General features: G+C 39.5%; 20 protein-coding genes. 8 read left to right on the top strand and 12 right to left on the bottom strand.

Annotated elements, in window-relative coordinates:
* The first annotated feature begins 192 nt into the window (after positions 1–192).
* The 5 genes from AACU98_RS13475 to AACU98_RS13455 all read left to right on the top strand — a co-directional run bounded on the left by AACU98_RS13475 (position 193) and on the right by AACU98_RS13455 (position 6080).
* Positions 193–1056: a LysR family transcriptional regulator gene (locus AACU98_RS13475; RefSeq protein ID WP_161734898.1), complete on the top strand. Its 864-nt coding sequence runs from the start codon at positions 193–195 to the stop codon at positions 1054–1056.
* Positions 1057–1267: 211 nt separating this feature from the next.
* Positions 1268–1789, top strand: coding sequence for a fimbrial protein (locus AACU98_RS13470; protein ID WP_004246312.1), 522 nt, complete (start codon positions 1268–1270; stop codon positions 1787–1789).
* 64 nt (positions 1790–1853) lie between these two features.
* Entirely contained in the window at positions 1854–2513 is a 660-nt protein-coding gene (locus AACU98_RS13465) for a fimbrial biogenesis chaperone (protein WP_004246313.1), read from the top strand.
* A gap of 12 nt (positions 2514–2525) precedes the next feature.
* Positions 2526–5051, top strand: coding sequence for a fimbria/pilus outer membrane usher protein (locus tag AACU98_RS13460; protein WP_004249646.1), 2526 nt, complete (start codon positions 2526–2528; stop codon positions 5049–5051).
* Positions 5052–5060: 9 nt separating this feature from the next.
* Entirely contained in the window at positions 5061–6080 is a 1020-nt protein-coding gene (locus AACU98_RS13455) for a fimbrial protein (protein ID WP_004249648.1), read from the top strand.
* 68 nt (positions 6081–6148) lie between these two features.
* On the opposite strand, the gene yigL is transcribed toward AACU98_RS13455, so the two are convergent.
* From yigL to pldA, 4 genes are all read right to left on the bottom strand, one after another.
* Positions 6149–6949: a sugar/pyridoxal phosphate phosphatase YigL gene (gene yigL, locus AACU98_RS13450; protein ID WP_004246316.1), complete on the bottom strand. Its 801-nt coding sequence runs from the start codon at positions 6947–6949 to the stop codon at positions 6149–6151.
* Positions 6950–6961: 12 nt separating this feature from the next.
* A complete protein-coding gene (gene pldB / locus AACU98_RS13445; RefSeq protein ID WP_004246317.1) occupies positions 6962–7966 on the bottom strand; it encodes a lysophospholipase L2 in 1005 nt (334 codons plus the stop codon).
* Between the two features lie 20 nt (positions 7967–7986).
* Positions 7987–9816, bottom strand: a complete 1830-nt coding sequence (recQ, locus tag AACU98_RS13440) for an ATP-dependent DNA helicase RecQ (RefSeq protein ID WP_004246318.1) — start codon at positions 9814–9816, stop codon at positions 7987–7989.
* 111 nt (positions 9817–9927) lie between these two features.
* A complete protein-coding gene (gene pldA / locus AACU98_RS13435) occupies positions 9928–10803 on the bottom strand; it encodes a phospholipase A (RefSeq protein WP_004246319.1) in 876 nt (291 codons plus the stop codon).
* Between the two features lie 234 nt (positions 10804–11037).
* On the opposite strand from pldA, the gene AACU98_RS13430 reads away from it, so the two are divergent.
* Positions 11038–11505, top strand: a complete 468-nt coding sequence (locus AACU98_RS13430) for a thioesterase family protein (RefSeq protein WP_004249652.1) — start codon at positions 11038–11040, stop codon at positions 11503–11505.
* A 134-nt stretch (positions 11506–11639) separates the two neighbouring features.
* Positions 11640–12533, top strand: a complete 894-nt coding sequence (gene rarD, locus AACU98_RS13425; protein WP_004249653.1) for an EamA family transporter RarD — start codon at positions 11640–11642, stop codon at positions 12531–12533.
* A gap of 10 nt (positions 12534–12543) precedes the next feature.
* On the opposite strand, the gene AACU98_RS13420 is transcribed toward rarD, so the two are convergent.
* The 7 genes from AACU98_RS13420 to lptM all read right to left on the bottom strand — a co-directional run bounded on the left by AACU98_RS13420 (position 12544) and on the right by lptM (position 18810).
* Positions 12544–12948, bottom strand: a complete 405-nt coding sequence (locus tag AACU98_RS13420) for a hypothetical protein (protein ID WP_012368710.1) — start codon at positions 12946–12948, stop codon at positions 12544–12546.
* 155 nt (positions 12949–13103) lie between these two features.
* Positions 13104–15260 (bottom strand): DNA helicase II, encoded by a 2157-nt coding sequence (uvrD, locus tag AACU98_RS13415; RefSeq protein WP_049201231.1) that lies wholly within the window; start codon positions 15258–15260, stop codon positions 13104–13106.
* 145 nt (positions 15261–15405) lie between these two features.
* Entirely contained in the window at positions 15406–16122 is a 717-nt protein-coding gene (yigB, locus tag AACU98_RS13410) for a 5-amino-6-(5-phospho-D-ribitylamino)uracil phosphatase YigB (RefSeq protein WP_004246324.1), read from the bottom strand.
* Positions 16122–17045 carry a tyrosine recombinase XerC gene (gene xerC / locus AACU98_RS13405; protein ID WP_004246325.1) on the bottom strand — a complete coding sequence of 308 codons (924 nt, stop codon included), beginning with the start codon at positions 17043–17045 and terminating at the stop codon, positions 16122–16124. Before xerC ends, yigB begins: the two co-directional genes overlap by 1 nt.
* On the bottom strand, positions 17042–17752 hold the full coding sequence (locus tag AACU98_RS13400) for a DUF484 domain-containing protein (protein WP_004246326.1): 711 nt from the start codon (positions 17750–17752) through the stop codon (positions 17042–17044). The genes xerC and AACU98_RS13400 overlap by 4 nt, the downstream gene beginning before the upstream one ends.
* A gap of 24 nt (positions 17753–17776) precedes the next feature.
* Entirely contained in the window at positions 17777–18601 is an 825-nt protein-coding gene (dapF, locus tag AACU98_RS13395) for a diaminopimelate epimerase (RefSeq protein WP_004246327.1), read from the bottom strand.
* A gap of 41 nt (positions 18602–18642) precedes the next feature.
* Positions 18643–18810, bottom strand: a complete 168-nt coding sequence (gene lptM, locus AACU98_RS13390) for an LPS translocon maturation chaperone LptM (RefSeq protein WP_004246328.1) — start codon at positions 18808–18810, stop codon at positions 18643–18645.
* Positions 18811–18890: 80 nt separating this feature from the next.
* Here lptM and cyaY point away from each other — a divergent pair, with 80 nt between their 5' ends.
* Positions 18891–19208, top strand: a complete 318-nt coding sequence (gene cyaY / locus AACU98_RS13385) for an iron donor protein CyaY (RefSeq protein WP_004249659.1) — start codon at positions 18891–18893, stop codon at positions 19206–19208.
* A 69-nt stretch (positions 19209–19277) separates the two neighbouring features.
* Here cyaY and AACU98_RS13380 read toward each other — a convergent pair whose 3' ends face one another.
* Entirely contained in the window at positions 19278–21875 is a 2598-nt protein-coding gene (locus AACU98_RS13380; protein ID WP_004246330.1) for a class I adenylate cyclase, read from the bottom strand.
* Between the last annotated feature and the right edge of the window lie 334 nt (positions 21876–22209).

The following is a 22209-nucleotide window of genomic DNA, read 5'->3' as shown; positions in this document are numbered from 1 at the left end:
ATTCAAAGATAACAATAAAAAATAACTATAAATATTCTTCTCTAATTAAAAATTAGCATTACAACTTATAATGTTAATATTTTTTTAACTCACAAAAAAAATGCGTATTATTACCTATTAACAATGCTAAGATATATTGCTAGCTTCGTTTAAAATGCATTATTAATAAACAATAATAAGAAGGACTCCATTATGGAAAAATCCCGCACAACATTAGACCAATGGATCACCTTACAAGCTGTTGTTGATTACGGTGGCTTTGCTCAAGCCGCTGATGTGTTACATAGGACTCAATCATCAATTAGCTATACTATCAATAAGTTAGAACAAACCTTGGGTATAGAAATACTTTCTTTAGAAAAAAGACGCGCAGTATTAACTACTGAGGGAGAACTATTGCTAACACTTTCTCGAGAAGTGACAGAAAAAGCATTATCTCTAGAAAAAAAGGCAAAAAATATCAAATTTAACAATAAGTTAAGAATTAACGTACTAATTGACCCAATGTATGTCGCTGATCTTTTTTTAAATAAAATCTCACAATTTATTAAGCAGAATAAACAGTATGATATTAATATTTATAGGAATTCTCTCAGCAAATCAGAAATTTTAGCGCAAAAAGAATATGATTTAATTGTGTCACCTTATTATATTAAATCACTGCAACCTATTGTTTTAGAAAGCATTAAAACCGCCTTAGTAACACATCCAGATAGCCCATTACAGAAACTACAAGATGAGGAATTATTGCAGGAATTACAAAAACATAGCTGTATTTCTCTTTCTCCTGATTCACCCGATACTGATAATCAGGCCCAAGTCATTCAAGTTGGCTCTGTAGAGACAGCAATTAGCTTAATTCAGCATGGTTTAGGTTATGCACGTCTCCCCCTTATTTTTATTCAAGATGAATTGAATAAAAAAACAATAAAACAATTAATAACGCATAAAAAAGAGAAGGAATATAAATTCTATTTATATTTGAATAAAAATTCATTTATTAATGAAAACTTGCAAAGTTTATTATCAACAATTAGCTATTCAACAAATATCTAAAAACTTTTAATAAAAAATCATTTTAATTAAATTACGACATATTAAATAATTTGATGTAAGAACAAAAAAACTCATGTAAATGTTTATTAACTTAAAAAATTAGCAGTGTTATATTTTATCGGCATACTGTCTATGCAAATAAATTTATACACATATATACTTATAAATAGATTAAAAAGTAAGTTCGCTTACTTTTTATATAGGACCGATCATGAGCAAATTAAATAAATCACTCTGTGCATTAGGAGTGACTCTTTCTATATTCTCAGCACCTGCTGCTTTAGCATCAGGCACAATTAACTTTACGGGAGAAATAACCGATCAAGCATGTACTGTTGATGGCTCTTCTAAAAACTTAACCGTCGACTTAGGCAAAGTTTCTTCTAAAAGCTTAGCAACCAAAGGGGAAGTTGCTGGCCTGAAAGATTTTACCATTAAATTAATCGACTGCCCTGTTGATACCACGGTAGCCGTACGTTTTGGCGGTACTCGTGATGCAAGCGACAGAGATATCTTAGCTATAGATCAAGTTTCTGGTGGCGCAACTAACGTAGGTATCGCGTTATTTGAGAAAGATGCTGTTTCCCAAATCAAACTGTATGACGATTCACAAGATGTACAGATCACAGGTACGGAAATTAACCTAGACTACGTTGCTCGTTATAAAGCAACTGATGCGGCAACACCAGGCCCTGCCAATGGCTCTGCTGTATATAGCATCCAATATAAATAATAAATGATAAATATGAGGGTAATCACCATTACCCTCTCACCTCTCCTCAAACTTATGGCCACTTATGAAAAAGAATATTTCCCTAATATTATTTTTACTATTTTCCCTCATAACGGCTAGCCAAGCTGCTGGAATAAGTGTGGGAGGAACACGTTTTGTCTATGACGATAATCTACGTGAAATCAGTATTCCAATTATGAATACGGATAAGGAAAAACCCTATTTAATTCAAAGTTGGGTTTCAGCTTATCAAGGTGATGAAAAAACACCTTTTATTGCAACACCTCCACTATTTCGTATTGAGCCAGATAGTTCAGGCACGGCGCGAATTTCATATACCGGAGCACCTTTGGCATCAAACCAAGAAGTGGTTTATTGGCTCAATATCAAATCCATTCCACCGATGGAAAAAAGTCCAGAGAATCAACTCCAATTAGTGATTAACTCTCAATTTAAATTGTTTCTCCGTGCCCATGATATTGAACCACTTGATTTTGATAAGGTGAAATTATCTAAACAAAATAAAGGGTTAGTAATAAATAACGATACGCCGTATCACCTGACAATTAAACATATCTTAGTGGGTGATAAACGCTACCCATTTAATGATTTTGTTAATCCTCACCAAGAAGTGGTCTTGCTAAAAGAAAATCATATTCCGCAGAAAGTTACCGTTCAATTTATCAATGATTACGGTGCGACTGTAGATAAAGTATTAAATTAAGAGTATACGGCGATGACTTTTTCTATGATAGCAGTATCTACAAAACGATTACCCATCAACATGGCAGATAATCTTTATCGTCGTGGAGTGTTAGCTATTGCTATCACGACTGTTTTATTCCCTTATACTGTTCTTGCTGAAGATATTTTTAATCCTGAAGCACTTAATTTAGGTATCGAAAATCACGTTGCAGATATTAACAGTCTGAATTACCTGTCCTATGCAGGAGGACAACTTCCTGGTGTCTATTCTGTCGATATTTATCTTAACGATAAACTTATCGATAATCGTCAAATTCGTTTTATTTTTGATGACGATAAAAAAGTGCTGGCGCCTGAAATCAGTAAACAGGATTTACTCAATTGGGGAGTCAAAGGGTCCGTTACAGACGCGTTTAGCCAACAACCTGATAGTAGTAAAATAACGGATATTGCTCGTGTTATTCCTAATGCTACATATAAATATGATTTTTCACGTGCGCGATTATCATTTTCGATCCCACAAATTGCATTATATAACTATGGGCAAGGTTATATATCCCCCACAGAATGGAATGATGGGATTAATGCAGCCTTTATTAATTACACCTATCGTCAGAATAAATATTGGTATCGAGACCAAAAAGACAGTGACAATATCTTTTTAGGATTACGCAGTGGTATTAATCTAGGCGCTTGGCGTGTACGTAATCACAGCACTTACAACAAAAATAGTGATAACGCCGCAGAATGGAACAGTCTACAAACTTACGTTGAACGCGATATCCGCCGTTTAAAAAGTCGATTAACACTAGGTGAAACCGCATCAAGTAATGATGTGTTAGAAAGTGTTCCTTATCGTGGTATTAAATTAGCCTCAGATGAAAGCATGTTGCCACAAAGTCAGCGTGGCTTTGCTCCTGTTGTAAGAGGAATTGCACAAAGCAACGCAATGGTGACTATTCGCCAAAATAATAGTGTTATTTATCAAACCTCTGTTCCTCCCGGTGAATTTGAAATATCAGATCTCTATCCCACCTCTTATAGTGGTGATTTACAAGTGACTGTTGAAGAAGCTGATGGGAGCAAACGTACATTTTCCCAACCCTTCTCTGCAGTCCCCATGATGCAACGAGCTGGGAACTTAAAATATAGTCTCGACTTGGGGAAATATAATGCTGATAGCGCAGAGCGAAAACCGACCTTTTTACAAGCTTCTGCCATTTACGGCTTACCTTATAATTTTTCCCTTTATGGAGGTACGCTACTTTCAGCAGATTATCAAGCTTATGCGATAGGTGCCGGCGTAAATATGGGTTATTTAGGGGCGATTTCAGCCGATATAACTCATGCAAATACCACGCTTATCGATAACCATAAAGCACAAGGGCAATCTTATCGTGTCCAGTATTCAAAATATTTACCGGATACCAAAACAGGATTTTCATTAGCGTCTTATCGCTACTCAACTAAAGATTATTATGATTTTTCAACCACGAATGAACGCTTTTCACAGCTTTATCGTAAGAAAAAACAGTTTCAGATCTCAGTATCGCAAGCATTAGGAGAGCTTGGTTACCTCTCTTTAAATGGTTATCAGCAATACTATTGGTATCAAGATAGAGTCGATCGCAATATCAACCTAAGCTTTAACTCTAATTATCGCTCACTCAGTTATAGTATTTCTTATGCCTATAATAAACGGCAAGAAAGTGAATTAACCGATCAAATTTTATCGATTAACTTTAACCTGCCGTTCAATATGACCAGCAATAACAATTGGTTAAGTTATCGTTATAACACCAGTAAACAAGGTGATTCGATAAGTTCTGTAAGTTTAAGTGGTACTCGTCTCGAAGATAACAATCTTCAGTATGATATTTCGCAAAACTATAACCATACTCGCCAAGAATATAGCGGTGCTATCAATGGTAGTTATAGTGCTTCGGGCGGCGAAATCAGTGCTGGTTATAACTATGATAAACGTTTCCAGTCAGTGAATTGGGGAGCAACTGGCGCGTTATTAATCCATCAAGATGGAATAACCCCATCTCGCACTATCTATGACTCCGCTATTTTAATCAAAGCGGAAGATATTGATCATTTGAAAATTAGCAGTGCACAAAGTTTATATACCAATGCTCAAGGTTATGCCGTTATCCCTAACGTTTCCCGTTATGAACGCAATAGAGTAACGGTTGATCCCGCTTCCTTAAAGGGAAACAACGATGTGGAACTCACTTCAACAACAGTGATCCCAACGAAAGGCGCGATTGTTTTAGCCGATTTTAAAGCTCGCAAGGGTGCAAGAGTATTAGTGAACCTCTCTTATAACGGTAAACCTTTACCATTCGGTAGCCAAGTTGAAATTAGCCAAGATGGACAAGTGATTTCCAGTGGGATTGTGGCTAATGATGGTGAGGTTTTCCTAAATGGTGTACCTGCAAGTAGTCAACTACAAGCCAAATGGGGGAATAGTGCTACCGAACAGTGCCAAGCAACATTAAACGCCGATCTATCGCTCGAGAAAATTCAATTTTTACAACTGGACTGCAGATAGGTGATAAATATGAATAAATATATAACTTTGGGTTGTCTGTCTGCACTTTTGTATACATCAACCGCTTTTGCTGAATATCGTGCCGATACAACCACTAGAACGGTGAGTTATAACAATCCAATTTATGTTTCAAGAACCGCGCCTATTTTAACAGAGCTGGCAACGATTGACTTAGGCACTATGTATGGCTGGACTTGGTGGAATATCACAGGCCCAGTACAGGCGGGGATCTACTTGCCCGGCTATATTTCAGCTTCCAGCCCTAAAGTAGGCAGTGCCTATGTGCGTGAATTAGGGACTAGTGGTATCGGTTATACCCTACACGGGACTATTACTGTCGGTTGCACCGGTTCTGCTTATGTCGATGGACTATATAATGTTGATGGCAACTACAGTAATCGCCTTATTTGCACAAGTAACTTAAACCGTAGTAGTTATACCGCTTCTTTAAAAATGACGTTATATAAACTGCGTAACAATATCAAATCACAAACCATTCCAAGCACATGGGTTGCTATGCTGATTTTGTATCACAATGGGGGATTTATCACCAGTGACAATACTGGCCGTACTGAACCAAAGGTTTACCTTAATCCCCTTAATATTGTTTCCAGTGGCTGTGAAGTTATCAATAATAATATTAATGTTCCTTTAGGCTCTGTGGCAAAATCGAGCTTTAATGGTGTTGGCTCTGTTAGCCCTGATAGTCTACAAGATGTGAATATCGATTTAGATTGTGATCCCGTTTCACCCATTAAGATAAAATTCGATGGCACCCCTGATGCTAGCCAAACCGCCGGCACGATTAGCCTTAATAATGCTAATGATAGCAATACAGCCAAAGGCTATGGCATTCAGGTGAAATACCAAAACCAACCCATTGAGTTAGGAAAATTGATAACGGTGAGCGAAAAGAATAACAGTGGTAATTTTTCTATTCCTTTAGAAGCGGGTTATATACAAACTTCTGAGACTACCACCGCAGGCAAAGCTGATGGAACACTGCAATTTACCCTGCAATATCATTAAGTAAATTGCGCTCTTAAACTAAAAGGCGGAAGTATTATCCGCCTTTTAATTTATCCCATTGGTTGTGATTAAACCTGATACAACTTACGTAAATAGTGTGCAACAGCATCATCAACATTTGAGCCAATCACTTCCATATCCGGTAATAGATCTTTTAGTAGCTGGTGGGCATTTTGCATAATGCAGCCTTTACCCGCCATCTGTAGCATCTCTTTATCATTCATACCATCACCAAATGCAATGGCATCTTTTACTGAATGTTGCATCAACTTAGCGACTTTTTGTAGTGCCTCTCCTTTTGATACCCCACCCGCCATAATTTCTAGGCAATTACGCAACGAAAAACTTGCGTTAATTTTATTGCCCCAACGTTGATTAATTTTCTTTTCTAACTCAACTAACAATTCATGATCTTCTGAGGTAAAAAAGACTTTGCACACCTGCGTTGTTGGGAAGCCTGTTTTCTCAAATAGACGGTAATTAAATACCGATTCTTTAAAAAATTCTTTTAATTCAGGCGTTTCTTTATTGATATACCAGTCATCACTGCTATAAATATTCGTTGCAATATCTGGGTGATCAAACACCATTAGGGCTAAGTCATAAACGATTTCAGGTTCAAGATCTTGACTGAAAATAAGAGTGCCTTGCGTATTGTGTACTCGAGCCCCATTTGAAGTGATCATATACGCGTCAATACCAAGCCCATCACGAATTTGTGCCACATCGATATGATGACGTCCTGTGGCAAACACAAAATGGATCCCTTTTTCAATAAGCAGATGTAACGTTTCTTTGGTATAGGGAGTTAATAAGTGGTTAGGTGATAACAAGGTGCCATCAAGATCAGAAGCAACTATCGAATACATACACATTCCTGATTAAAATAAATGCTTATCATAAAACTCACAGATTTCAATTAATGCTTGTGAGCGTAGCTTATCTATTTCGAACAAGATTTCATGGTGCGCACCTTCAATCACAAGTGGCAATTTTTGCTTTTCTTCTCTTGTTCTGGACTGACTATAACCATCACAGAAAGCCCTTACTCCCCGATTATCCACCACTTTATCTAGCTCAGCTTCAAGTACTAGCAAAGGGGTGTTAATCTCTTTTGCATGTTCAATCAGCCAATCCCCCGTTTCTAGGCTCTCTTTCATCCAATGATAGGTCGGCCCACCTAAACGTAATTGAGGGAAATCGGCATAGTAACGTAAGTATCGACGATACCTTTCATGGCTATGAGTCAATACATTCAAGATAAATGGCAAAGGAAACCATTTGCCCGTTGATACCGCGTAATTATTTCGTTCTGAAACACTTTGTTCTGCACGGTTAACTAAAAAATTAGCCACCCAGCGTGGTATTGGTAAATTAATCCCAAACATCGGCGCACACAGTGCGGCGGCTTGGAAAATATCAGGTTTACGTAATAGGTAGCTGGCTAAAATAGCGCCGCCCATCGAATGGGCTAACGCAAAATAGTGCTGATAGTGATAAGGCAAAACGATAGTATCAATAAATGTCGATAAATCATCGACATAATCACTGAATTTTTCTACGTGGCCTTTTTGCGGATCATCTAATAAGCGCCCTGATAATCCTTGCCCCCGATGATCGAGAAGAAAAATATCATAACCAAGATGATAAAAATCGAAGGCCACTTCAGGATATTTTACATAACTTTCACTACGACCAGAGCAGATCACCAACGCTTTTTTGTGTGATGAAGAGCGCCAATGAGCATAGCGAATGCTCACGCCATCGACTCCGGTAAATTCGCCTTCCTGTCGTTGGTTCCAAAAGTCCAATAAGATACCATTCGTAAAAGCAGAGAATTGCTTTTCACGAGATAACCACATGTGCTGAAAAAGTGTGGTTGTCATTCGGCTCCTCCTCGTTGGCGCTATTCGAACCCCTCAATATGATCACGGATAAGTGTCATAAATGCTGGCCCAAATCGTTCTAGTTTTCGTTGTCCTACCCCATTGATCAACAACAATTCATCAGGGCAGACAGGGCATTGTTCCGCCATTTCAATCAGTGTGACATCATTAAATACCACAAAGGGTGGAATATTTTCTTCATCAGCAATAGATTTACGTAATTTGCGTAGTTTCGCAAATAATTTCCTATCGTACTGTCGATGACTATTTTTTGTTTGCTGATAACGGCTTTTTGTTGGGCTTAATAGTCGTGGTACTGCCAAGGGTAATGACACCTCACCACGCAATATCGGTCGAGCTATCTCAGTCAATTGTAATGCAGAACGATGAACGATATTTTGCGCAACCATACCTAAATGGATCAATTGGCGGATCACACTCATCCAATATTCATGGCTATGGGCTTTACCAATACCATAAACTGGCAATTTGTCATGACCATTATCGCGAATGCGTTGATTATTGGCACCGCGTAAAATTTCAACAATATAACCAATACCAAAACGTTGTCCGGTACGATAGATGCAAGATAACGCTTTTTGTGCATCCACTAACCCATCATATTGTTTAGGTGGATCAAGGCAAATATCGCAGTTACCACAAGCTTGTTGGCGGTGTTCACCAAAGTAATTAAGTAACACTAAACGTCGACAAGTTTGTGCTTCGGCAAAAGCCCCCATGGCATTTAATTTATGGGATTCAATCGCTTTTTGTTCACTTTCTGGCTTCTCATCTAAACAACGACGTAGCCAAGCCATATCCGCGGGATCATAAAACAGTACCGCTTGTGCAGGTAAACCATCGCGTCCTGCGCGTCCCGTTTCTTGATAGTAAGATTCAATATTACGCGGAATATCAAAATGAACCACAAAACGTACATTGGGTTTATTAATTCCCATACCGAAAGCGACCGTTGCGACCACAATCTGCAAATCATCGCGTTGAAAAGCATCTTGCACTTTCGCTCGTGTGGCAATATCCATACCCGCATGATAAGCCGCGATACTTAATCCTCGCTTGCCTAGTCGTTCAGCGGTCTCTTCTACTTTGCTGCGACTATTACAATAGATAATGCCTGATTTTCCTTTCTGCCCACGAATAAACAGCCAAAGTTGATCGAGCGGTTTATATTTTTCAACTAAAGTATAACGAATATTTGGGCGGTCAAAACTGCTAATATGAACTAAAGGAGTGCGTAACGCGAGCTGATTAATAATGTCATGACGTGTTGTATTATCAGCCGTCGCCGTTAACGCAATAATAGGGACATCAGGAAGATACTGTCTTAATAAGCCAATTCCTCGGTATTCAGGGCGAAAATCATGACCCCATTGAGAAATACAGTGTGCTTCATCCACCGCTAATAAAGCAGGCTGCCATTGCACTAAATGGTGAAGAAAACTCTCCATCATTAGGCGTTCAGGTGCAATATATAACAGTTTTATTTCACCCCGTTGACAACGCATTTGTACTTGCAGTTGTTCATCTCGGCTTTGAGTTGAATTAAGAAATGCCGCGTCAATACCATGTAAGCAGAGTTGATCAACTTGATCTTTCATTAGAGAAATCAACGGAGAAACAACTACGGTTAAGCCATCAAGCAAAAGAGCAGGAATTTGATAGCAAAGTGATTTTCCCCCTCCCGTCGGCATGACGACTAAACAATCGCGCCCGGTGATAATGGTATCAATAATCTCTTGCTGGCCTGGTCGAAATTGCTGATAACCAAAGGTTTCGCGCAAAATAACCTGAGCTGATGGCATTGAATTAAGAACTTCTGCTGTGGACACGCCATTCCTCTGAAAAGCTGGTAAGAAAGATAATGAGGAGTAAAAGAAAAGGCACCAGTATAAAGGTGCCATCACCACTTGTCGTGTTATGCTACCCTAGAATGAAGAAAATTACAGCATATCATTGAGCATAACGCCGACACCGATACGAGTTTGACGGAAATTATAATCAATCATCGACTCCCCATACCCACTAAATAGTTGGGTATAAAAGCGTACATGCTTGGTAATAGGATAGCTCCAGCCTAGCTCAGCAGCACCGTATCCGCTACTCCAGTTATAACGCCCTGTTAAAGTAAACGTACTTTCGCCTAAACGATAACCCGCTTTTAAGCGGTAATATCCCATATAGCGATTAATATCGGGATTATCATCATTTTTAGCACTTTCATTAAAACGGTACCAAGGTTTCAGATCGAGTTGGAAATTACCTTTTTGCGCCATAAAACGTGCATAAACACGATTCCAACTTCGTGAAGTAGGCTCTGCGCGGCCATTCGATTCATGGTTAAATCCCGTTTCAATTTCTCTTAATGTCCAACCGGCAAATTGATAATCCGTCGCCCAACCTAAAAATAGTTGTGGTTCATAGTTGGTTTCACGAAACGGCGCAGACTCTTTTTTATTACTTAGCTGCCACCAAGAGCGTTGCGTATAGGAAGCCGCTAATACAGAATTTTCCCCGGCAATGCCACGCCACAGCGGGAATGCAAGACTTATCTGAAATTTAACTTCATCTTTTTTAGCCTTATGACCCCAATCATAACTAGCAATCGCCTCTTTATTCATATCGGAGGTTTTTGTGTAAATAATATAATTAGATTCATAAGGGTAAAGTACAAAGGGTGAATCATACTCTTGTAATAGACCGGAAATAATACTGCCCTGAACCAACGGTGTTGGAGATGATACAGGTGATATCTCCGCCGCCACTCCCCATACAGGGTAGGTTAAAATCACCGTGAGTAAAGAACGGATGTAACGCATAGTTAATTATCCTGTATTATTAGTGAACAATATAAAAGATAGCACTTAATATTTGTCGTGAGCGCTTATATATCAGCTTTATTCGCGTTAGGCGTCCATATTTTACACGTTATTTCCATTAAATCTCATATATTTTCTCGACACTCTATTAATCGGATGAATGGGAAATTACCTTTTTGTCATCTATTATTAACAAAACATTAACCTAATAATAAAATGTCGAGGAACTTTAAAATGGAGAAAATATTAACACTGGAAGAAGCACAAGCGTTGATTGGACATGTTTTTGTCTATCAAATGCCTTTTAATCAACTGATAGGTTTAGAATTAATTCGCTTCGAACAAGATTATGCTGAGATCCAATTTCGCTACCAAGACAAACTGGTTGGCAATATCGCACAACGCATTTTACATGGTGGCATGATAGCCTCTGTGTTAGACGTAAGTGCAGGTTTAGTCTGTGTAGGTAATGCCCTAACACGTCTAGCCCCTATATCCCAAGAGCAACTCGAACAAAAACTGGCAAAAATGGGCACTATCGATCTACGTGTTGATTATTTACGCCCAGGGCGAGGGGAATGTTTTACCGCAAGTAGTCATATACTACGTAGTGGTAATAAAGTTTCTGTGGCAAGGGTTGAATTACACAATGAAAAACAAGTTCATATCGCCAGCGGCACAGCAACTTATATTGTTGGCTGATGCGACTTATCCATTATCTTGGGTAGATTAATATTAATTACTTGTAAAAAAACATGCCTAATGACACATTAGATAATGTCATTGGGTATGATAACCCCGTCACATATTTCATTTCCATCAATACCAGAGATAGCATGAGCCAGAAAAACACTTTAAAAGGCGTTTTATGTGCCCTAGGCGCCTATTTGATCTGGGGTATTGCCCCTGTCTATTTTAAAAGCATTCAAGAAGTGCCCGCAGAAGAGATCTTAACACACCGTATTTTATGGTCATTCTTCTTTATGTTGCTTTTAATGTCGATCACTCGCCATTGGCCCTATTTACGCCAACTTGTTCGTCAGCCCAAAAAAGTACTAATGTTAGCACTTACTGCGGTGATTATTGCCAGTAACTGGCTTATCTATATATGGGCGGTTAACCACGGATTTATGTTAGAAGCCAGTCTTGGTTACTTTATTAATCCATTAGTTAATGTGTTATTCGGTATGATTTTTTTAGGCGAGCGCTTTCGCCGTATGCAATGGTTCGCCGTAAGCTTAGCCTTTACTGGCGTCTTTATCCAATTATGGCAATTCGGCTCTGTACCTGTTATCGGCCTTAGTTTAGCAGTCACATTCGGCCTATATGGACTATTACGTAAAAAACTTGGGGTAGATGCACAAACGGGTATGACAATAGAAACACTGTGGCTGTTTCCTGTTGCTTTAGTTTATATCCTCTTTTTTACCCATTCACCCACCAGCAATATGTTAGAAAATAGCTGGTCGCTAAATACATTACTGATTGCTGCAGGGGTTATCACCACCGTACCCTTACTGCTCTTTACCGAAGCAGCTCAACATTTGCGTCTATCTACCCTAGGATTTTTCCAGTATATAGGACCCACATTGATGTTTATTCTCGCCACTATGGTGTATGGAGAACAAATCGATGCGGAGCGTTTAGTGACCTTTGGGTTTATTTGGGTCGCCCTTATCTTATTTACTTTAGATGCACTCTACACTCAGCAACGTTTAAGACGAAGTTAGCACATACTTACTATTGAGCTAAATTATCAATACTAATGAAAGCGCCAGAAAGATACCCCTTTCTGGCAGGGCTTGAGTGCTCTTCTTTTGTATTACAACCCATTGCTATCGCTTCTATACGGCGTTGTGAGCGTCTAAAGAATGTTGATGTAGAATTAGTTGCAATACGGATAGCACCGATCACCCCACTTAAATAGAGATTCATGCGCGGCACAAAATCACGTTGATGTCGTAATAATCGACAATAGAGATCTTCTTCAAACGGGTTGGCAGGAGCACTAGGATGGTAAGTATCAAAACGCTGCTCATAAATAGGCTCCACAGGGGGCATTTTATCAACAGAGAAATCCTCAGCGATTTTTGTCACAGGCTTAATTGGATAATAAGTATCAAATAATACAGAAGTAATTTTCATCAGCTAACTCCGTTAAAATAATCTGTAACGGAATTATTAATTCGGTTAATTATATGTTCATTAAAAAAAACACCCTTAACTATCTTCTAGATTAGTAAGGGTGTTTTTTTATATTGCTCTCTTTTAAAAAATTAACAGTGTCAATAAATAGCCAATCACTCTAATCGTGCAAAAGCAGCAACCAACCACTTAATACCTTCACCATTAAAGGCTATTTGTAATCGGCAGTGTTCACCGCTACCTTCGATATTAATAATAGTACCTTCACCAAATTTAGGGTGTTTAACCCGTTGACCAAGGGAGTAACCTGTATCATTACTAACAATCGGTGTACCTAAACGATGATGATTCACGGGACGTGAAACCGTCGCCCGTAACCGTACTTCTTCAACACACTCTTTTGGTAACTCGCCAATAAAGCGCGAAGGTCGATGGCTCACTTCTTTACCATATAAACGGCGGTTTTCAGCGTAAGTAAGTGTTAACTTTTTCATGGCACGCGTCACGCCAACATAAGCTAGCCGACGCTCTTCTTCTAAGCGCCCACCTTCATCCAAGGACATCTGGCTTGGGAACATGCCTTCTTCAACCCCGACAATAAACACTTGTGAGAACTCTAGCCCTTTCGCCGAGTGCAGTGTCATCAATTGAACAGCATCTTGATACGCATCAGCCTGTCCTTCTCCTGATTCTAATGCCGCATGAGAGAGAAAAGCTTGCAATGGCATTAAATCTTCGTCTTCATCTTGATAGCTAAATTGACGAGTCGCCGTCACCAGCTCTTCCAAGTTTTCAATCCGCGCTTGTGCTTTTTCACCCTTTTCCTGCTCATACATCGCTTTTAAGCCAGAATCGCGAATAATACGGTCTGTTTGCACATGCAACGGCATATCCACTGTTTCATTTGCTAACGTCTCAATTAATTCTAAAAAGCGCGCAATTGCCGCAATAGCCCGGCCTGCTAGCATTTTATGCTCGATAACCTGTAATGCACTTTCCCATAATGTGATTTGGTTATCTCTAGCTACTTGGCGAACCACATCTAAGGTTCTATCACCAATTCCACGCGTTGGCGTATTCACAACACGTTCAAAAGAAGCATCATCGTGACGATTCGCTGTTAAACGCATATAAGAGAGGGCATCTTTGATCTCTTGACGCTCGAAGAAACGCTGTCCACCATAAATACGATAAGGCATATTCGCTTGTAATAGCGCTTCTTCCATGATGCGCGATTGGGCATTACTACGATAAAGAATGGCACAATCTGCAAGGGCGCCTCCCTCTTCATGCCAACGCTTAATACGCCCTACTACATAACGCGCTTCATCTAGGTCGTTAAATGCACAATAGAGTGAAATCGGCTCGCCTTCAGCCCCTTCTGTCCATAGGTTTTTACCTAAACGATCGCTATTATTAGCAATTAAGGCATTAGCGGCTTTTAGAATATTACTGGTGGAGCGATAATTTTGCTCTAAGCGGATGGTTTCAGCGCCGGGAAATTCATTTAAAAAGTTTTGAATATTTTCAACTTGAGCCCCACGCCAACCGTAAATAGATTGATCATCATCACCGACTATCATCACCTTACCAGTCTGTCCTGCCAACATCCTGATCCAAGCATATTGAATACGGTTAGTGTCTTGGAATTCATCCACTAAGATATTGGTAAAACGGTGTTGATAGTGTTCTAGGATTTGTGGTTTATTCAGCCACAACTCATGGGCACGTAATAACAACTCTGCAAAGTCCACTAAGCCTGCACGATCACAAGCTTCTTGATAAGCTTGATAGACTTTTAACCATGTGGTTTCCACGGGGTTACCATAGGTCTGAATATGTTGTGGGCGGAGTCCTTCATCTTTCTTTCCATTGATATACCACATACCTTGACGAGGAGGCCATTGCTTATCATCGAGAGCCATGGATTTTACGATACGACGAATTAAACGGTATTGATCATCACTATCAATGATTTGGAAGTCTTGAGGTAAACCAGCATCAAGATAATGCGCCCGTAATAAACGATGGGCGAGACTATGGAAAGTACCTATCCACATTCCCCCTTGACTAGTACCAATCAAGTCCTCAATACGATGACGCATTTCTGCCGCAGCTTTATTAGTAAATGTTACCGCCATAATGGAAAAAGGAGAGGCTTGTTCAACAGATAATAACCAAGCAATGCGATGTACTAATACACGTGTTTTACCACTACCAGCACCTGCAAGTACCAGCATATTTACACGCGGTGCTGCAACGGCTTCGCGCTGTTTATCGTTAAGGCCTTCGAGCAGATATGAGACGTCCATAATTACCAATCATTGAGTGAAGAGAAATACTGTGGATATATACAGAAGTTAGTTTATTAAGCAACAAACTAACAGGATTTTACGCCCGATGCAAAACTATGCCCACTGAAAAGTGGATAAAGACCTGCACAGAGCGCGTCTATGACTAAATTAATTCAACCAGTTTAGCTAATTCAGTGATCTCAATATGAGGCATAACACGCGTTTCACCTTCGGTAAACAAACTGCGATTATCTAAATTAATCCAACACGCCTGTAATCCACTTTTAACCGCGCCTTCTACATCCGTCACTAGATGATCGCCTACATGCAAAATATTCTGATGAGGGAGTTTAAGTAACGAAGCCGCCTTATCAAACATATCAGGATAAGGCTTAGAGCGCCCATCAGGCCCTGCCTTTAAAATATGTGTAAAGTATTGCCCCAACCCACAGCTTAATGGATTAGCATTACCATTAGTAATAGCGATTAATGGGATTTTTTCCGCCAGTTGTGTCAACACGTGATGGGTATTATTAGGGACATTAATACGGCTACGCCAATAAGCAAAATGAGCCATAATTTCATCAGCACCTTGCTGTGCTTTAGTTTCACTATAGCCATAGTCTAACAACATATTTTTAGCCGCTAACCAACGCCACTGAGTGATATCGTGAAAAATATCAGGATTATTTTCTAATAGTGGCTGTTTGTAAGCATCTACATCATGTTCAGTAAAATGGTGAAAACGCTCATCATACTGACGGATAAACGCTAAGGTCTCTTCTTCTGTTTTATTCATCACAGGAACATTGTCATACAGCGTATCGTCTAAATCAAAAGTCATCGCTGCAATCGGCATCAGAGTGCGATAAAAGTGCATTATGATTTTTCTCTCTTAGCTCTTGGATGAGCAGCATCATAGACTTTCGCTAAATGCTGAAAATCTAAGTGAGTATAAACTTGTGTGGTTGATAAATTAGCGTGGCCTAATAGCTCTTGTACTGCTCGCAAATCACCACTTGATTCAAGTAAATGAGTGGCAAAAGAGTGGCGCAGTTTATGAGGATTAACATGGCTACTGAGTCCTTGTTTCACCCCCCAAAGTTCAAAACGTTTTTGCACACTGCGAACAGATAATCGTTTACCGCTTTTCGTTGAGATAAAAACCGCGGTGTCCTCAGGAGAATACAGCTCCCGCATGGCAAACCAATGCTGTAACCACTCTACGGCTTTTCTTCCCAAGGGAACTTTACGCTCTTTACTGCCTTTACCTAATACTCGGACTTCGCCTTCTTGGAGATCAATATCATTGATATTTAAGTTAGTCAGTTCAGATAAACGTAATCCAGCGCCATACATCACTTCCAGCATCGTTCTATCCCTTACAGAGAGGGGATCTTTTAAGTCGATATTCATCAACTGACTGACTTCATCAACATCCATATTTTTAGGCAAGTGACGACCTGATTTGGGTGTTCGAACCCCTTTGGCGGGGTTTACTGCTAACATTCCTTGAGAAACTTGCCAATCAAGGAAGCTACGCAATGCTGAAAAGCGCAATGCTAAACTTGCAGGTTGTAATCCACTGCGATGGCTTTTAGCCAATAACATACGCACATGTTGGCTTTCTAGTAACGACCATTGGTTGATTTTTATTGCAACCATCATTTGTGCAATGGTCATTAATTGTCGCTGGTAATTTTCTACCGTTACCGGACTTAATCGCCGTTCAACTTCGATATAACTTAAGAAGCTATCAATGGCTAATGAGAGTGTTTCAGGGACGTCAATAATTTGGCTCATTGTCTTGCGATCCAGCGAGTTAATAACTCAGGTAATATCTGTGCGAGTTTATCCAACATTGCCGTTCCCATACCTTCTTGAAAATGTTGGCTATCTCGACTATTAAAAATGATCACCCCTAAATCGCCATAATGCCCTAATAATGAGAGTGCCACAGAGCCAGAACGACGAACATTAGGCATTAATAACATGATTTCTTGGCCATTTAATGGCCCCAAATAGTGATTATTATCGCCCATACGCTGAATACGGAAATGCTCAAATGTTTGACGAGATAGTGCGAGTGTTTGAGCATCTAAAGGAGGTTGTAATTGCCAACGATCGGTGAAAAGACGCAGTTGTACTGAGTAAAGCCCTAACTCCTTCGCCCAAAGATTTAACCGTTCCAGCATTTCCTTTAATGAATTACAGCGGGATAACTCAGAGATAAGCCTTAGTAATTGGCTAAATAGAGATTCATTTTCTGCAGCTTGCTCAATCAACAAACGCATATCCTCTTCAAGATAATGGATACGTGTTCGCTGACGTGACATTATCCACTCAACTAATGAGATACTCCCTCTTACTGGGTGAGGAACTTGCATTTGCTCAATATAGCTGGCATTACGGATAAAGAAACCAGGATGCTCCTTGAGATAATCAATGATGGTTTGATCGTTGAGTTCGTTTTTCTCAGGGTAACAAAACTGCTCATTCTTATCCGTCATACCAAGCACCTCTCAAAAATAATATTATAGCTGGATTGTTCCATCATAAATATGCACAGCAGGTCCTGTCATATAAAGTGGGTTTCCTGTACCTTTCCATTCAATTGATAATGATCCACCCGGTAAATTAACTTTCACTTTTCTATCTAATAAACCTTGGGAGATCCCCACCGCGACAGCGGCACAGGCACCGCTTCCACAAGCTTGAGTTTCTCCAGCACCACGTTCAAATACCCGTAAATGCAATGTATTTCTATCAACCACCTGCATAAAACCAATATTGGCGCGCTCTGGAAAGCGTTCGTGTTGTTCCAATACTGAGCCCAATGACTCAACTTCCGCAGTTTTGATATCTTCCACTTGGATCACGCAGTGCGGATTTCCCATTGACACCACACCACATAGAACTGTTCGTTCCATCGCTCTGATAATATAGGTTTTTTCTACTTTTTGAGCACGAAACGGTACTTTTTGTGGTTCAAACTCTGGCTCTCCCATATTGACACAAACATCTTCATTATCCATAACATGTAAGGTCATTCTGCCAGACTGGGTACTGACTTTTATTTCTCTTTTATTTGTAAGCCCTTTTAGTCTTACAAATCGAGCAAAACAGCGAGCACCATTGCCACATTGTGCGACTTCACTCCCATCAGCATTAAAAATGCGGTAATGAAAGTCCAATTCAGGATCATAAGGTGCTTCAACTACTAACAGTTGATCAAACCCAACACCAGTATGTCGATTGGCTAACCGGCAAATTAATTCTGGTGAAAAATAAACATTTTGGGTAACAGCATCAACAACCATAAAGTCATTGCCTAACCCATGCATTTTTGAAAATTGCATCTTAACCCTGCCTGAAACGGGTGTCCCGTTTCTAATATTGACTAATTGTTTTGTGTTGAGGAAGTCTCAACTTGCTGGGTTGGCTGGGATGACTGAGTCATATTTGCCTGAGTATCTTCAGGCGGGAAATAGAGAGGGCCTTTCAAGCCACAACCAGAAAGAGAAATCAGTGTTATTATAGCAAGGGTGCAACGTAAATACGTTTTCATTCGAAATCTGCCTATCATTAATTTGGTTAATATCCTCTATAATCGCAGTTAGATCTCGAAAAGCAAATAGGAAAATGAAGATGAACGATAGTGAATTTCACCAATTAGCTGACGAATTGATGTCAGAAATAGAACAAACCATTGATAATTATGAAGGTGATGCAGATATTGATTGTGAAATCAATGGTGGCGTAATGACATTAACCTTTGAAAATCATAGTAAAATTATCATTAATCGTCAGGAAGCCTTTCATCAAGTATGGTTAGCAACGCGTTCTGGCGGTTATCATTTTGATTGGAAAGGTACACAGTGGGTTTGCGATCGTAGTGGCGGGGAATTTTTAACCATGTTGGCTCAAGCAATCAGCGAACAAAGTGGTGAAGCATTTTCTTTTTAACACAAACAACTAAGTGATGGGTGCTGGAAAGTCCCCATCACTTCTCTATCGGTTTTGCCGTGTCGATTATCAATGATGATGTACAGCCTGATAATCATTAAATCCTTGAATAGGCTTAGTACTCATCTCTTCTTTTGGTGCTGTTTTACCTAGATCACTTAGCTTACCAAACGATCCCCCAGCAAAAGGCAGTACTTGCGTTGCTCCATCCACTTTCACGATTTGATAAAACTGTGGCAAATTGAAGTTGATAAAGCTTGAGCCATAAGTAAAGCGATCATGAGATGAAGAGTAAAAACGGCTGACATCTTTTACTAGCTCTTCTTTACTACCTTCGCAGTGAGAATAAATCTCCACTCGATTAGCTTCATCTAAGATATAGATATTAAAGACATTATTATCCTCTGTTGTTTCAAAGAAGAACTGAATAATCCCTTCACAAGCAAAACCATCAATCACCGCGGGCAGATAACGGGCATCTTTACCTAATTTAACGGGTAATCCATGCAATTTGTTGTATGAAATAGCCCCATAAAATTCAATGGCATTCTCCAACTTTTGCACAGAAACATTAAGACGTTCAAAGAACAATCCCCATGTTTGCCCTGCAATACGTAATGCTTTAAAACGCCCTGGCTCTAATCTATTGGTTGATAAACGCAATTCAATACATTCTGAGACTAACTGTTGAACACGGGTGCGAATTAAACCACGTAGATGCTGGCTATAACAAAAAACTTCAACCGATGCAGGTGGGGCCGCATCTTGGTGCATTTTACCTAAAATAGTTTTTAACGATTCCAACATCGATTGCGTACCATTAAAATGCAGCGTTCTCACTTCATTCCAAGAGTTACGATAGAGTAAATCGATACTGCCAATTAAGCATTGCTCTTCCTCGCCAAAGCTAAATACATCCAACTTTCTAAAATCAAAATGCACCACTTGATCAGAAAAACGCTCTGTTGGGTCGACTTCTAAATTGACAATAATGGCTAAATGTCTAATTTCACAAGGGCTATACAGTGCTTTAGGCGTCGGGGCAGGTAAACGAATAGGAAAATGACTCGAGATATCCCGCACTAATTCATGAAGTTTAATTTCATCACAAGAGGAGTCACCTTGATGAATATAAACCTGTGAATCTTTAGTAAGTAACCCATTAAAATAAGACCACGCCACTAATTTATTTAAGTAACGGTTATATTCTAACGGTTGATGACCAACAATATGTGCAAAATCAGGAGCCCGATTATAAAGATACCAACCACTACGATTAGCGCGTCCAGGTGGCACATAGATAAAGGTTAAATGAGGCTCGGATAAATCAGGAGAAATCTGTGGATTAACCAGGGTTACTTTACCCGGTAGCGCTTCAAAAGCGGCATAAAGCTTACGTGTTAATACACCAATATCTTGTGGACTAGCACTGACACTTAAGTTATTACGGCGCGCAAAACGAATAAGATTACGATAGCTTTGCATCATCGTATCTAATAATTCATTATGTGCGTTACGAACGCGCTCTATTTTCCAGCTATCACGATTATCTAATATCGCTAAACGTTCGTGATCCCACTGCCACTGCGTGACTAACTGAGATAATACTTGGCGTCGCCAACCTGCAGGTTCATTCTCATTTTTTTCATTAGATAATTTTTCACAAACTTTCAGGTAGAAACAGCGACGGATTAAATCAAGGCGGGTTAAATCATTAATCGAAACTAAATAGCGGGTTACGCGCTCAAGCATCATACAATATGCATCTAAACCGTAATTTACGATTTCACCACGATGAAGATGCTGTTTCATTTCTAATGCCAACAATTTGCCATTAGGGTAATCCGCGGAATAGGCTTCCAATAAAATACTTTTTAATACGGCTTTATAAGGTGAATCAACACTCTTATAGAGTTGCCACAGGCTTGCACCAAAATACTCTTCGGCAGAAAGCTCACCCAATCCACCTAAATCAAGCCATTCATTGGGCGTTAATACACCTTGGGCATAGAGTGAATTAACATATTCATCGTAATGGTACTCTTCTTCTACTGGTACCATCGTCCATAACAAACGTTTACCTGCAAGGCGAACAGCGGTACGGTAGAACTCATCAAGTAACAGGATATGCTGAGTTGAGCCGCAATCTTCCCCACCTAAGCTACCACTTGCATGATGACGGAAGCGGTTCTCATCAATTAAGAAAAAAGTAACATCAATACCTAATTCTCCTGCCCATTGTTCTATCAGTAAACATTTACGTTGTAAACGCGCACGCTCATCTTGGTCCAGCCAAGATTGGTGACAGACCCAAATATCAATATCGGAGCAGTGACTTTGCCCAATCGAGGAAGTACTTCCCATCGAATAGATACCCGTAATAGGTAACTCTCCGCTGGTGTATCCATTCATTGGCTCATCACATGATGCATTAGTCAGCTTATTAACCCATTGACGTTGCACGTCATCAGGTTCAAAGAAACATGTACCATGAGGGACATTTCCTTGAATATAGCCTGGCAACTGAGGGTGGTGGTAATGCAGTAAAACAGGAATTAAACCATACACCTGTTTAAACACATCACTCATCGATGCAAATGCACGTTCCAGCCTGAGTTGATTAATCGCATCCAGCCGTTGCTTCAGTGTTTCAATATAAAGATACAAGAGTTTCGCCTGAACAATACTAAGAAAATAGTAGAATCTGAGTTTATAAATTACCGAGCTTTAATTATTCAATTATTAATAGATAAAACTTTACTAACAAAATCTCGGAAACGTGATCAATTTAACACCTTGCAAGCAAGGCGTAAAGAGGATCTCAAAATATAGCACCAAGATCTAAATTGCTTTTTTAGTCGCTTAATCGTATAAAGCAGAGCAAATAATGACTTTTATATCATAGAGATAGTCTATTTTACTTATAGAGAAAACATATAGAAAAAAGTGTTGATCGGCCATAAAACAGCTAAAATCGACGAGTTACCTTGTGATAACAAGT

The organism is Proteus sp. G4380, from assembly GCF_963885725.1.
Classification (GTDB): Bacteria; Pseudomonadota; Gammaproteobacteria; order Enterobacterales; family Enterobacteriaceae; genus Proteus; species Proteus mirabilis.
This window is presented reverse-complemented; position numbering and strand designations above follow the sequence as displayed.

What these genes read in the sequence shown, in the direction of transcription:
- AACU98_RS13475 (WP_161734898.1), top strand. Translation starts at nt 193, where the DNA reads ATGGAAAAATCCCGCACAACATTAGACCAATGGATCACCTTACAAGCT.
- AACU98_RS13470 (WP_004246312.1), top strand. Translation starts at nt 1,268, where the DNA reads ATGAGCAAATTAAATAAATCACTCTGTGCATTAGGAGTGACTCTTTCT.
- AACU98_RS13465 (WP_004246313.1), top strand. Translation starts at nt 1,854, where the DNA reads ATGAAAAAGAATATTTCCCTAATATTATTTTTACTATTTTCCCTCATA.
- AACU98_RS13460 (WP_004249646.1), top strand. Translation starts at nt 2,526, where the DNA reads ATGACTTTTTCTATGATAGCAGTATCTACAAAACGATTACCCATCAAC.
- AACU98_RS13455 (WP_004249648.1), top strand. Translation starts at nt 5,061, where the DNA reads ATGAATAAATATATAACTTTGGGTTGTCTGTCTGCACTTTTGTATACA.
- yigL (WP_004246316.1), bottom strand. Translation starts at nt 6,949, where the DNA reads ATGTATTCGATAGTTGCTTCTGATCTTGATGGCACCTTGTTATCACCT.
- pldB (WP_004246317.1), bottom strand. Translation starts at nt 7,966, where the DNA reads ATGACAACCACACTTTTTCAGCACATGTGGTTATCTCGTGAAAAGCAA.
- pldA (WP_004246319.1), bottom strand. Translation starts at nt 10,803, where the DNA reads ATGCGTTACATCCGTTCTTTACTCACGGTGATTTTAACCTACCCTGTA.
- AACU98_RS13430 (WP_004249652.1), top strand. Translation starts at nt 11,038, where the DNA reads ATGGAGAAAATATTAACACTGGAAGAAGCACAAGCGTTGATTGGACAT.
- rarD (WP_004249653.1), top strand. Translation starts at nt 11,640, where the DNA reads ATGAGCCAGAAAAACACTTTAAAAGGCGTTTTATGTGCCCTAGGCGCC.
- AACU98_RS13420 (WP_012368710.1), bottom strand. Translation starts at nt 12,948, where the DNA reads ATGAAAATTACTTCTGTATTATTTGATACTTATTATCCAATTAAGCCT.
- uvrD (WP_049201231.1), bottom strand. Translation starts at nt 15,260, where the DNA reads ATGGACGTCTCATATCTGCTCGAAGGCCTTAACGATAAACAGCGCGAA.
- yigB (WP_004246324.1), bottom strand. Translation starts at nt 16,122, where the DNA reads ATGCACTTTTATCGCACTCTGATGCCGATTGCAGCGATGACTTTTGAT.
- xerC (WP_004246325.1), bottom strand. Translation starts at nt 17,045, where the DNA reads ATGAGCCAAATTATTGACGTCCCTGAAACACTCTCATTAGCCATTGAT.
- AACU98_RS13400 (WP_004246326.1), bottom strand. Translation starts at nt 17,752, where the DNA reads ATGACGGATAAGAATGAGCAGTTTTGTTACCCTGAGAAAAACGAACTC.
- dapF (WP_004246327.1), bottom strand. Translation starts at nt 18,601, where the DNA reads ATGCAATTTTCAAAAATGCATGGGTTAGGCAATGACTTTATGGTTGTT.
- lptM (WP_004246328.1), bottom strand. Translation starts at nt 18,810, where the DNA reads ATGAAAACGTATTTACGTTGCACCCTTGCTATAATAACACTGATTTCT.
- cyaY (WP_004249659.1), top strand. Translation starts at nt 18,891, where the DNA reads ATGAACGATAGTGAATTTCACCAATTAGCTGACGAATTGATGTCAGAA.